This is a genomic window from Aureispira anguillae, from assembly GCF_026000115.1.
GTDB lineage: Bacteria > Bacteroidota > Bacteroidia > Chitinophagales > Saprospiraceae > Aureispira > Aureispira anguillae.
The window spans coordinates 6,351,722-6,364,330 of the sequence record NZ_AP026867.1; the positions used below are offsets into that span (position 1 = coordinate 6,351,722).

The 12,609-nt window shown below is 33.2% G+C and carries 9 protein-coding genes; 3 read left to right on the forward strand and 6 right to left on the reverse strand.

Annotated elements, in window-relative coordinates; genetic code table 11:
- Positions 1-152 precede the first annotated feature (152 nt).
- Complete coding sequence (locus tag AsAng_RS24845) at positions 153-1,118, reverse strand: hypothetical protein (protein ID WP_264789827.1); 966 nt, start codon at positions 1,116-1,118, stop codon at positions 153-155.
- An 866-nt stretch (positions 1,119-1,984) separates the two neighbouring features.
- Between AsAng_RS24845 and AsAng_RS24850 the strand changes: the two genes are divergently transcribed.
- The 3 genes from AsAng_RS24850 to pth all read left to right on the forward strand — a co-directional run bounded on the left by AsAng_RS24850 (position 1,985) and on the right by pth (position 5,901).
- On the forward strand, positions 1,985-4,240 hold the full coding sequence (locus AsAng_RS24850) for a patatin-like phospholipase family protein (RefSeq protein ID WP_264789828.1): 2,256 nt from the start codon (positions 1,985-1,987) through the stop codon (positions 4,238-4,240).
- Between the two features lie 227 nt (positions 4,241-4,467).
- Positions 4,468-5,061 (forward strand): 50S ribosomal protein L25/general stress protein Ctc, encoded by a 594-nt coding sequence (locus AsAng_RS24855; protein WP_264789829.1) that lies wholly within the window; start codon positions 4,468-4,470, stop codon positions 5,059-5,061.
- 147 nt (positions 5,062-5,208) lie between these two features.
- Positions 5,209-5,901 (forward strand): aminoacyl-tRNA hydrolase, encoded by a 693-nt coding sequence (pth, locus tag AsAng_RS24860; RefSeq protein ID WP_264789830.1) that lies wholly within the window; start codon positions 5,209-5,211, stop codon positions 5,899-5,901.
- Positions 5,902-5,966: 65 nt separating this feature from the next.
- Here the strand turns inward: pth and AsAng_RS24865 are convergent, their stop codons facing one another.
- From AsAng_RS24865 to AsAng_RS24885, 5 genes are all read right to left on the reverse strand, one after another.
- Positions 5,967-7,175 carry a hypothetical protein gene (locus tag AsAng_RS24865; protein ID WP_264789831.1) on the reverse strand — a complete coding sequence of 403 codons (1,209 nt, stop codon included), beginning with the start codon at positions 7,173-7,175 and terminating at the stop codon, positions 5,967-5,969.
- 93 nt (positions 7,176-7,268) lie between these two features.
- A complete protein-coding gene (locus tag AsAng_RS24870) occupies positions 7,269-8,420 on the reverse strand; it encodes a hypothetical protein (protein WP_264789832.1) in 1,152 nt (383 codons plus the stop codon).
- Between the two features lie 88 nt (positions 8,421-8,508).
- Positions 8,509-9,606: a hypothetical protein gene (locus AsAng_RS24875; RefSeq protein WP_264789834.1), complete on the reverse strand. Its 1,098-nt coding sequence runs from the start codon at positions 9,604-9,606 to the stop codon at positions 8,509-8,511.
- Between the two features lie 37 nt (positions 9,607-9,643).
- A complete protein-coding gene (locus AsAng_RS24880; protein ID WP_264789835.1) occupies positions 9,644-10,744 on the reverse strand; it encodes a hypothetical protein in 1,101 nt (366 codons plus the stop codon).
- A gap of 142 nt (positions 10,745-10,886) precedes the next feature.
- Complete coding sequence (locus AsAng_RS24885; protein WP_264789837.1) at positions 10,887-12,095, reverse strand: hypothetical protein; 1,209 nt, start codon at positions 12,093-12,095, stop codon at positions 10,887-10,889.
- Between the last annotated feature and the right edge of the window lie 514 nt (positions 12,096-12,609).

Sequence of the window (12,609 nt, forward strand, 5' to 3'; positions counted from 1 at the left end):
CTTGATACTAGATGGTTCTAGGCGGCAAGTTTCAAAAGTACAATAAACAGCCTGCTTTTCAAAAGCCAATAACAACCTTAATAAAAAGAAAAAGTAGAACAACCATTTTACCTGCTGTCCTACTTTTTCTTTTTTATAAAACTAAAAATAAATTATTCTATAATGCTTTTGCCTCGACGCATTTCATAATACAAAATACTTTGTCTGTTTTTTTCATCTTGCAATTCAATAGCTTTTAGAAATGATTTAACCCCACGATGCATAAGAATAAAGAAGTTTTCCTGTCGAACTTCATCTCTGACTTCTACTTCAAGAACAGTTCTGTCAGCATCTCGATTTTTATATTGGATTTCTTTCATTTTTTTGACCAATAATTTTCTGCGAGTACCATCTTTTTCATTAAAAATAATGTACTGAAGCAATTTCTCTTTTTTGCCTTTTATCACCGTTTCTTCTTCAAAACGAATGTCGATGTCATCGGTAGCATGAATGCGAGATATTTTGCGAAAATCAAGATTGGATTGTTGATCAAAAGATAAAAAAGGATATAAAACCTTTCCCCAGAATTCATCTAGGGTTTTAGCGTCAAAATCTTCTTGATGTGTAAAGAATTTGCCATCTTCTAATAGCTGTTCTTTGGAGGCTCGTTCAATCATATAGGTGTGCTCAGGATCGGCCATGCTTGGGCGATATTTGATCATATCCACAAGACTAATTCCATCGATATAGAATTTTAAATAGCCGATTAGCTCTCTATTTTCAGGATCAACTAATTTAAGTTCATAACCATAGACCGTTTTGCTGATGCTGGATATACGCAAACGATAGGGTTTGTCATCGGTAGGAGGGTCAACAATTCCTGCTGGGGTATATCTGGCTCGCTCATGAATGATTACATTGGATCTTGAAATCACAAAAGAAACAATACCTGGTTGAATAGGGTCAGGATAATGTGCTGTACTCATTTTCCCTTGAGAAGGAATGAAGGTGTAGCCATAAAAATCGGATTCTTTTATAAACTGATGATCTTCAGATAAGGTATAGCGAGTAGTATCACTTTGTGCCCAAAATAATACAGGGACTAAATTCGCTAATATCAGTATAATAAATTGTTTCATAATCTATTTAGTATTGTTTTAGAAACTGCTATAAGAGATCTTTAAAAGCAAAACATTATCTTTAGGGAAACACAAAAATAAAAATTTATTATTGTATTCTTTAAAAATAGGGAGATTAAGCCCCTAATGTTCTGACTAAAACAAGTTTAAAAATGGTAGTTTTGTAATTTTTTGTGTTTATTGGATGAATAAAGTTTTATAGAGGGGAATAAATGGTTAAGGGAGAATTTTTTTTGCCTTATAATAAATTAATACTCCGTTATTTTTTTGCTTTTTTACAAAAAAAGCAAAAAAAACATTGTTTTTTCCTTTATAGCTTTAGCTATAAACTAGCGCAGTTAGTACGCTAACGGGCTTTACCTTTACCTGCGGTGCTACTACGTGGTGGTACATTGTACCAACCCACGCAGTTAGCTCCCTGCGGTCGTGAGCGTTTGACTTATAGTTCGTTATCACTCGTGAGCTCGCAGGGCTCGGTTCGCTTTGCTCATGTATTCGATTATTACATGAGTGCTATACTGTCTTATTGATAAAAAATTGTGCAACACTATTGGTATATTACCCCAAGCTGCTCGTTTTATTAGTAGCTTGCACTCAGAGTATTACTAATGTTCTTATCTTGTGGAGCTTATTTTGCTCCTGTTTATACTTAGTTTGGACTGGATTGTTCAAACAATTTTAATAAGATATACGCAATATTACTGATCGGGTATACATTAATTGGGAGAATGTTGCAAAAAAAATTATCCTCGTCTTATCTATGGCAAGGCTTATGCCATTTTAAATGAATTAAAGGTAGAATTGCATTTTATCTGTTATTCTTGTTGTTTAATGACTAGTATCTAATTGGATAACACTATCCTATAATGAAAGAACGATTAACTAATATATATTATACTTTTCCAGTGCAGTTGATAAAATTGCAGCTCAAGCATAATATTTTATTATTAAGTATTTGGGCTGCTCTATTTGCCCTAATGAGTGGAGCGTTGGGGGCTTCAATGGGCTTTCACAAGATGTTTTTGGATCCAGAGTATATGGGGGAAGTTACCTTTTGGAGCTTTTTTATTATAGGGCTGGCCTATGGTAGCTTTTTTATTGCATGGAATACAAGTGTTTATATCTTAAATAGTTATCGTTTTCCTTTTTTAGCTTCGCTCTATAGACCCTTTGCCAAATTCAGTTTTAATAACTTTTTTATTCCCGTATTGTTTATCGTCTTTTATGTTTATAAAATTGTACATTTTCAGTGGTATAATGAATACACAGGACAGTATAGTATTTTGTTTTATTGCCTAGGTTTTCTGTTAGGATCCTTTGTAATGGTATTGAGCTCAATGCTGTATTTTCAGTATACGAATACAGATGTGCAGACTTACCGAAAATTAAATAAGTTAAAGCTTTCTAAAATGTTGAAAGCAATTGTTGTTAAGCGAAAAGAAAGAGAAAGAGGGCTTAGAGATAATGCTTTGTATAAAAATGCATGGAGAGTCGATTTCTTTTTAACGGAATATTTCCAGTGGAGAATTGTACGAAATGTAGAACATTATAACTCTAAGTTATTAGAGCGAGTTTTTCGCCAAAATCATGCGAATGCTTTAGTGATTCAGAGCTTGAGTATTACGGCTTTGATTTTGATGGCTGCGTTGGTAGAATACGAACATTTTAGAATCCCAGCAGCAGCAAGTTTATTGTTGTTGATGTCAATTATTACAACAATTATTGGTGCTTTAACCTATTGGATGGAAGAATGGAGGATACTGTTCTTAATGGTCGCTTTTTTTATCATCAGTCAAATGATGTCTTGGGGCTGGTTTTCCTACCAAAATAGTGCCTATGGGCTAAACTATCAAGAACCCTCTGTTCATTATTCTATAGAGACACTAGACTCTATTTGTTCCAAAGAACAGTACAGAAAGGACAGTAAAAATACAATAGCAATTTTAGAACGTTGGCGGGCTAAGTTTGGACAAAGTCGTTTGTTGCGGAAACCTAAATTAGTATTATTGTGTGTAAGTGGCGGAGGAATACGAGCCAGTTTGTGGTCCAATCATGTCATTCGAGAAATCGATAAAACCTTAAATGGTAAACTGATGAAGCATACGGCATTGATGACAGGGGCTTCTGGGGGAATGTGGGGCGCTTCTTTATATCGTGAATTGTACTATAAAAAACAAAAGGGGGCAGCAATTGATTTGTACGATAAAAAATACCTTGATTATACCTCAAAAGATTTAATGAATTCATTGGCGTTTACTTTTTTGGTAAATGATATTTTTATTCCATGGGTAAACAGAGAAGTAAATGGTTATACCTATAGGCAGGACAGGGGATATATCTTTGAACAACAGTTTATTGAAAATACAGAGGGGCTATTGGGGCAACGATTGGAATATTACAAAGAACCAGAAGAGCAGGCTGTGATTCCAATGATGTTCTTAACGCCATTAATTTCGAATGATAGTAGGATGATGGTTATTTCTCCTCATGGTGTTAGTTATATGATGCGCCCTCCATTTAGTTATCAGGGAGGAGGTGTAAAAACTAAGATAGATGCAGTAGATTATGGTGCTTTGTTTAAAAATCACGATCCGCTTAATTTACGTTTTGCAACGGCTTTAAGAATGAATGCGACTTTTCCTTTTATTTTTCCAAGTGTCCAAATGCCTACGAACCCAGTATTGGCAATTGTTGATGCAGGTTTTAGAGACAATTTTGGCTTAGAAACGGCTACTCGATTTGCGGCTATTTTTAGAAAATGGATTCGTGAAAACACAAGTGGCATTACAATTATCTCTATACGGTCTTATGCGCAAGCCGAAAAAATAGCAGAAACAACTTCTAAATCACTAACAGAATTGGCGTTTAATCCTTTAGGACCAGTCTTTGCATTGGATGCGCTTCAAAACTATCATCATGATGCCTACGTTTCTTACCTAAAATCTAAAATTGGATATAATAAGATAGATGTGGTCGATTTTGTCTATAAACCAACAATTTTGGATGAACGAGCATCGCTTAGTTTGCATTTGACACAACGAGAGAAAAACGATATACTGAATGCAATTAATTTAGATGAAAATCAACAAAATATAAAGCGACTAAAAGAGTTAATTAAGTAATTTTAAAATTTTATTTGCTTAATTTTTTTGCTTTTAAAAAATCTATTTAATTTTGCTTTTGGACTTACAATCAGTGTTTTAGTGCGTTTTTTGTTTTGCTTGTTCTAAAATAAAAAACAAAAAAAATGCAACTATTAAAGCTATTGCTTTGAATATGAGAAATAGTTTTTTATCTTTGCACGTCCAAAAAGAAAAGTATTTACTTAGAATAAAATATAAATATTCAAATGAAAACGATCGCATTAACAGGTACTTCAAGAACTGAATTAGGCAAAAAAAGTACAAAAGCACTACGCAATGCAGGTTTGGTACCTTGCGTTCTTTATGGTGGCGAAAACAACGTTCACTTTAGCGTTACTCCTAAAGCTTTACGTGACTTAATTTATACCAATGAATTTAGAGTTGCAGAGATTGAAGTAGAGGGTAAAAAAATCAATGCTATTATAAAAACTGTAGAGTTTCATCCTGTTACAGATGTTATCATGCACGTTGACTTCTTGGAATTGGTTGAAGGAAAAGCTGTAAAAGCTGAAATTCCAATTCGTTTGGTAGGAGCTGCTAAAGGTGTAAAAGTAGGTGGTGTTTTGATGCAAAAAATTCGTAAGCTAAAAATTCAAACTACTCCAGACAAATTGTCTTCTGTTATTGATGTAAATGTTGAGCATTTGGCTTTGGGTAAATCTATCCGTGTTCGTGAAGTACAAGTTGAAGAAGGAATCGAAATCATCAATGCTGGAGGAACTCCATTGGCATCTGTTGAAATTCCACGTGCATTGCGTTCTGCTGAAGCTAAAGCTGAAGCTGTAGAAGCACAAGAATAAGTATAATTTACACACTCTGAACAATAGTTTGATTTAGGTCTGACTAACTGAGTTCGTATATAAATATAATAAGACGTATTAGAATGCTATTCTAGTACGTCTTTTCTTGTATCTTGCTAATTCATTTTGTCATTTAAAGCAAGGTTTATGTTTAAGTTTATCGTTGACTTATTCAAGAAAAAGAATCCAGAAACGTTAAAAATAGATAATAGCGTGAAATATCTTATTACAGGTCTTGGTAATATAGGACCAGATTATGAAGGCACTCGTCATAATATCGGGTTTGATGTAGTGGACTATTTGGCTGGCAAATTTGATGTACAGTACAAAAGCGAACGGTATGGCTTTGTTGGGTCTTTTAAACACAAAGGACGCACTTATATTTTGCTAAAACCAACTACTTATATGAACCTTAGTGGGCAAGCTGTACGGTATTGGATGCAAAAAGAAAAAATCAAAGCGTCTAATTTATTGGTCATTTTAGACGACTTGAATATTAAGTTTGGACAAGTGAAAATGAAGACCAAGGGGAGTGCAGGTGGGCATAATGGACTCAAAAATATTGAACAGCTGCTTAATACTGCGCAGTATCCTCGCCTAAGAGTTGGTATTGGAGATCAATTTGGAAGAGGTCGCCAGGTTGATTTTGTGCTGGGACGCTGGACTTCTGAAGAAGAAGATTTATTGCCTAAAATCATCAAACATGCAGCAGAAGGAGTGTTGAATTTTGGTACAATAGGAGTAGACCGTACGATGAATCTTGTTAATAAGAATCTTAATGCTCCACCCAAAAAGAAAAAGGCAAAACCCAGCTCAGATGATTTGCCCCAAAAAGACTAAAGAAAATGATGTAAATAGAGACGATTTGAAAAAGCAGTAACAAGCTTTTTCAAATCGTCAAAAGCTTAGTCCTCTTTTTGTTTTGGAGGGGCATGGTAGGTATAGTTATAAACATCCCGTTTCTTTAATTCATTGGCTATATAGAAATCAATTTGGGTATAATTTCCATGTTGATTGTAAGTTTTTATTGTTTTCCAATCTTTGCCATTTTTTCGATATTCAATTTCTGTATGTGTATGAATCTTGAAAGTTGCAGTATCGTAGGTAATTTCTTTTCTCAAAAAAGGTTTCCCCTCTAATGTTTCTGTATATAATGTCAGGCATTGCTGGTTGCTATCCAAATATTCATAGGTTTTAATTTCTTGATAGTTGCCCTTAGGAGTTGTAATATTCTGGATGTCTTTCTGGTCTTCAAAGGCATAGCTTACCTTTTTTATCGTTTTTCGGAGTTTTTTTTCTGTTCTTTTGAACGGCAGGTTGTTTTTATAAATTGTAATCACCTGATCTGTTCGTTTTACCTTGCCATTAGAATTCCTTGTACCGATATTCGAAATGCTTTTCTTTAAATGGTTGTTGCGATCATACTTATTGATGACTTGGTTCCAGTTATGGTATAAATAGCCATCCGATTGAAGGAGTAAGGTGTCATCTTTATATTTTGCATTAAAAGACCTGGCTTGCATCTTGGTGTCTCCATCGTCATCAAAAGATTCCCAATGGGTGATATTCCCTGCGGCATTCCGTTGTACTTTTTCGGTAGAACTATTGGGGGGAGAGCTGCTATAATTGGTTGTTTTTGTATGCGTAACAAAGCCATTTTTATCAAATGTTTTTTGAGTTTGGCGCAACAATAGCCTACTATTTTTTTTAAATATTTTAACCCATTCACGCTTAAATTTATGATCGTAACTCTTAAACTTTGATTCTTGTTTACTATACTTTTTGTTCGGTTTTGATTCATGCGTCAGCTGCTCGGTATAATAAGTGCCTAATTTATTAGTAGGGTTATAAGTAAAGTAATAATGGGTGCGTGCAGCGAAACCTGTATCTACTTTCATATAGTTATAACGATGTTGACGTATTAGGATCGCATTGGTGTCAAAAAGACTTTCTTTGATGCTTGATAGATTCGAAACCCCATTTTTAAAATTGTAGGTGGTATGAACAATAGTAGCAACGCTATCTAAATTTAGTTTGGACTGTCCCAATAGGGGCTGTTGTAAAACAGCCAATAGAACAAAAAGAAGATAAGGACGTGTAAGCAAGGTTTGCATAACTGTTTTTTTGATTAAAAATAAGAATATCTGCCAATTAAACAATTGACAGATATAGGTATTACTTGTTATAGAACAAAAAATGAATAAAGCTTATTCTTTCGGAAAGTATTCATAGGTATAGCGATCTTCCGATATTACTTTACCATTCTTTTTAATTATTTTTTTGGATGTATTTCCCCAGTCATCGTATTCATTCAATTCTTCTTCTTTTAAGTTCTTTTCTTTGTCAACCTTAATCATTTTGATCTGGTTGCCATAATCGTCATAAACATATTGAGTAACTGTAATGACGGTTTCATTGGAACTTTGAGTTGTCACTAAAATATTACCATAAGCATCATACTCTGTATTTGTGATAAATACATTGGTGCCCTTAATTTCTTTATTGATTGTATTTCTGTTTTTTCGTTTTTCTAGGCGCTCTTTTTCTTTTTCGGCTTCTTCTAGTGTTAGTATTTTGCGCTTATTTTGGCGAGTAGTACGAATAATGACGCTATCTCTATATTCATTAAAAAAGTGACTTTCTAATTTTCCTTCAATAAAGGTTTTCCATTCAATGACATAATTTTTGCTAAAGAATCGAATATCTTTTCTAAATTCTTTGCCATTAACTTTTTCGGTGGTAATGGATTGTGCTAAATCACCCTTGTTGTTACGTTTGTAAATGGTTAGAATCTCTTTGCGAGGCTCCTTGTAGTTCTCAATCCAAGTAAAAGATTTGCTAATTTCTTTTTGGTTATTATAGAACCAAGTTCTTTCTTTTACTTGTGTACCATTAGGCGTAAAGAATTTTTCTTGCTCTTTGTTTCCATCTTCATTGTATTCTAATAAATAAGTAACGGCTACAGAGGTTTGTTGCCCATTGTCATATTCAATCTGCTCAACTTTACTTTTGTTGTTATAAGCATCCCAATAAATTTTAGTTTCAGCCTGAAGAATACCCTCCTTATCATATTCTAGCGTATTTTGATGACGTCCCTTTGGATCATAGCTAAGTCGTTCTTGGCGATCCAATTCTAGTTCCTTTTTGTTGTTGATGAGGTACTTTTCTAATAAGGATAGTTTGTTAAATAAGTTAAATTCTTTTTTTTCTTGGGATGACAAGGTCATTTCGCCATCTTCTGTAAGGAGGTATTGTTGATGTAAAATAGATTTTACCTGTAGCTTTTGTGCTTGGGCACTTGTTCCCCAAAGCAATAAAAATAACAGCGTAAAGATATATGTTGATTTATGCTTGTCCATAGCCTTTAGAGTAATTTTAATTACTAGAAAATAATTATGTCTAATTTGTTATTTAAAAGATATACAATCAGCATTCAAACTGATCAATTTATCGTTGATGATAATATTCATAACTATACAAATGCTGTTGCGTTAACAACCCATTATAGAAAATTTTTTTGATCGTTGGGTTTTTATTAGGATCATATTCGTACTGAATTTCTTCTATATCATGAGTTAACTTATCGTGTTTTTTCTCAGAAATAAGCAAGCCTACCTCGTTATAAGAATAATAAATAACCTCACTGACCTGATTATTGGTGCGGGTAATGCGTTTAGTTGGCAATCCTAATTTATTGTTCTTAAACGTTACTGTTTTGAAAGGGGTATGAGGAATATTTTCGAGTGGATCCCTTTTGGCATCGTCATATTCTAATATAATTTTTTGTTGGGGGATAGGAGGGGGAAGTTTATATTCTCTTAGTAGCGGTGAGGAATCCTGTTTTATATTTGTAAATTGGCTAATTAAGCGACCATTTCTATACTTAGTCCAGTCAATAATAGCATTGTTCTTAAATAATTTAATATCCTTTATCCGCTCTTTTCCTTCCTGAGAAAGTAAAGTAGATTGGATAATTTGCCCTCGATTATTGTAAACATTATCTAGAGAAATTGTCTTTTTGATCACTTTGGAATTATGATGAACATAAGTCCAACTGATTGCAGAAATCAATTCCCCTGTAGCGGCATACGTTCGTTTTTGTTCACTCACTTGACTATCTTTTTGATCAAATGTTTTACTAAGAACAACATGCCCATCTTTGTCATAAGATAGTACTGTATAAGTAACTATTGGTGTTTCTTCATATTTAGTATGTGTTATCTTAACAACTTGATCAGCCTCATTATACGTGTTCTCTTCGCTCCATATCAATGCATTATTATTGTCATAGACCATTGTTCCAATGTATAAGCCCTCTACATTATACTTGATAAGTTTTAGTTGTTTAAGAACGGGCTTTCCTTTATCATTTTCTATGTATTCAGCATACTCAATAATCTCTCCATGGATATTGTATTTTGTTTCTGTATGCTGTTCTAATATGGGTTGATCCGATTTAATTAAGAAAAATTTATGACTTTTGGTTTTTACTTGAGGAGGGGACTGTGGATACAATTGAAAAGCTACCAATACGATCCAAAGCATTGATAAATTGCATAGTATAAATAACCTAGAGGTGTTTTTAAAAATATTTATAATCATAGGTATATTTAGTCATTAGTTTGCCATCTTTATAAGACTCCTTTTTTAAGATATTTTGATACTGATCGTATTCTACTACCTCTTTGTTAGTGCCCGTTTCTTTTCCATCGTTATAAGATGTTTTTAGGGTTTCAGTAAGATTGGAGTGTTTATCGTAAGAATAAGTCGTAACCTGAGTGACTTCCTCTCCTGCCATTTGAGTCGTTTTTATTTTATTCCCCTTATCGTCAAATTCATCCTCACTAGTCCATAAGCCAAAACCACCAAAACCACCACTATTGCCATCGCCACCATTCCCAAAGTCCATTAAAACTCTAGCTTTGGACGGGTCATACTTAGCTTTTGCACCACCAAAAGCACTAATTTGTTCTCCATTCTTAAACTTCAGGTGTTCCTTTACTTTATTGCGTTGGAAAGTAATCAAATCTTTATAGACATCCTTTCCGTCTTTTACAAATTTCTCAGAAGATGCTAAAAAACCTTCTTGTGTATAGGATGTTTTTTTTACTTCGGTGTATTTTTTTCCATCGGGGAAAATTTCCCATTTTTTGTAGTAAGTTTCCTCATAATCCTTGTTGTATTTATAGAGTTCTTCCCCCACTTTTCGGTTGTCAGGATTCGTCAAGGTGATTTTTTCAGGTTTGCCAACGGTCGTATAACTAAACATCTTAGTATACTTCATATTAGGCGCTTTGATATAGTCGGTATATTCTTCTTTTATTTTTAACTTACTCTTATTAGAAACAAAAGACTTGGTCGTAATGATAGGGTCGCCCATTTCGTCATACTTAGAAACTTCTTCCGTTCTAAAATTTTGTTGCCACTCTTTAATCGTAACCTTATTTTTTACCAACTCACCAATGGGGTTGGCAAGGTGTATTTCTGTTTTTAATATTCGTCCTTTTTCATCAAACTCTTTAAGTTCCTTTTTGGTAAGCGTTAAACCATCCTTTGTTTGGTTTTGTAGACGTTCATAATTGTTAAATTCTACGGATTTTACTTTTGCTTCTTGCGCTTGTAAGTCATTAAATAGTGCAAAAGCTATCAATAGCAAAAACGGCATTATTAGCCTATTTCTCATAATTCTATAAATTTGTTTTGATAAAATAGAGCGAATATACTAGGTACTATAGCGTAAAATATTTTAATTCATAATCAATGAAATGAACCCTAAAATTCCATCTTTATTAAGATTAAATAAGGAATAATCATATCTGTTGATGTTAGTAGTACTTATAAATATACAGCGTTTTTTCTAAATTCTTATTATTCTTAGCCGATAAACTTTGCACAAGGGGATTCCCGTGTTTGTCATATTTTATTTCTAAAACAGATAAGGTTTTTTGACCTATAATTTGTTCTTCTTTTATGACATTGCCTTTTGGGTTAAAATGGGTAATAATAGAATAGCGAATTTTTCCATTTTTATGGTATTTGTTGGTGGTCAACTGAGTCAAGATAAGCTGTGCGTTATAGGTATAAATTTTTTCTACTACTACGATGGTATTAAGACTAGTCGTTATTGTTTTTGGAAGACTATCTTGATAGGTAATCTCCTTTTTTTTGGTTTCTTTTTTGTTAACCAATTGGATTTCTTTGACCAAAAGACCATTTTGATAATGGAGTGTTTTTTCTTCTTTATGGATATAAAACTTCTTTTGGGGTGGATTATCTTTCGTCCCCACTTGCCTTGCTTTATGTTTAACAATAGACTTATCTTCTAGAATTTTATGTTGTTTGTCGTATTTTATTTTTTGGCAAAAGCGTTTTTTGTAATGTCTGCCAAAGGATCGGGTCAACTGTTTGTTTTTGTTGTATTTGTAACGGAAATCTCGCCGTTTAGCTTGACGCTCAACAACCATTCCTTTTACATTAATGGTAGTCCATTTAGTATAGGTAGTCCATCTTGTTTGTAAATTATCCTTATAGGTATAATAATTACAAAATAAAGAGGTACTCCCTTGGTAATTATAATTACAAACGGCAATTAAGTTACTATCCTTGTCATAAGTAAGGGTATCTTCTTTAGAGAGCTCTCCATATTTATCATAAAGCTGTCGCAAAATGTGTTTACTATTTTTTTCATTTGCTTGGTAATCCAAGTATTTTGTTCTTAGTTTTTTATAAATAGGATCTTTACCCAATGGATAAGTAATGATTTGTTCGGTTAACCATTGATCTTGAGGGTTGAAGAACGCTTTTTCTTCTTTTACTAAAACCCCTTTCTCTCTATGGTGATAATAATAATTCTGTCGATTTATTAATCGACCTAATGAATCATAATTCACTGTTTTTCTAAAGCGAATTATACTGTCTTGTTGTCCTATACCATAAGCTACAATTGTTTGTTCTTTTATTTGGGCTTGTCCATAAACAAAAAAAGTTAGGTGAACCAAAACGAAAATAAAGATGCTTTTTAGTATGGTGCTCATATATAGTTAATTAAGGTTTGATAGTATTTGTGGGTAAGTAGAAGAAGGAAGAATGTTCTATTACTTCTTCTTTAAGAGCGAAATAACATCAATGAATTGATCTTATATACCAAAAGTAAGCCAATCTAGTGGAAAAGACGAACGCTATTAAAAACAAAAAGGCAAATCTATATAGATTTGCCTTAATTGTAACGAAAGTTTGCTTCTAGTAAACTTTTGTTTTAGCCTTTTACTCGACTTCAATACTTTTATGATGGTAGAATCAATAGAAGTACAAAGTCATTGGGTACGTAACGAAAAAAATTGCCTTTGCTTATAAAACGTCTAAAACTTGAATACGCTGCCTAATAAATTATTTTTTTTTATGAGAATCAAAAAATGTCGTTTATTCTCCTAGTTAACCCAATCCTTTTGGGAGTAACTGAACTAAAAATAGCAGGCGAATGTTTTGAGTAGGTAAAAGAACTTCAACTACAAAATGGACTCAAAATTGTATTTTTTATAAAAAAAGCCT

What these genes read in the sequence shown, in the direction of transcription:
- AsAng_RS24845 (WP_264789827.1), bottom strand. Translation starts at nt 1,118, where the DNA reads ATGAAACAATTTATTATACTGATATTAGCGAATTTAGTCCCTGTATTA.
- AsAng_RS24850 (WP_264789828.1), top strand. Translation starts at nt 1,985, where the DNA reads ATGAAAGAACGATTAACTAATATATATTATACTTTTCCAGTGCAGTTG.
- AsAng_RS24855 (WP_264789829.1), top strand. Translation starts at nt 4,468, where the DNA reads ATGAAAACGATCGCATTAACAGGTACTTCAAGAACTGAATTAGGCAAA.
- pth (WP_264789830.1), top strand. Translation starts at nt 5,209, where the DNA reads ATGTTTAAGTTTATCGTTGACTTATTCAAGAAAAAGAATCCAGAAACG.
- AsAng_RS24865 (WP_264789831.1), bottom strand. Translation starts at nt 7,175, where the DNA reads ATGCAAACCTTGCTTACACGTCCTTATCTTCTTTTTGTTCTATTGGCT.
- AsAng_RS24870 (WP_264789832.1), bottom strand. Translation starts at nt 8,420, where the DNA reads ATGGACAAGCATAAATCAACATATATCTTTACGCTGTTATTTTTATTG.
- AsAng_RS24875 (WP_264789834.1), bottom strand. Translation starts at nt 9,606, where the DNA reads ATGCTTTGGATCGTATTGGTAGCTTTTCAATTGTATCCACAGTCCCCT.
- AsAng_RS24880 (WP_264789835.1), bottom strand. Translation starts at nt 10,744, where the DNA reads ATGAGAAATAGGCTAATAATGCCGTTTTTGCTATTGATAGCTTTTGCA.
- AsAng_RS24885 (WP_264789837.1), bottom strand. Translation starts at nt 12,095, where the DNA reads ATGAGCACCATACTAAAAAGCATCTTTATTTTCGTTTTGGTTCACCTA.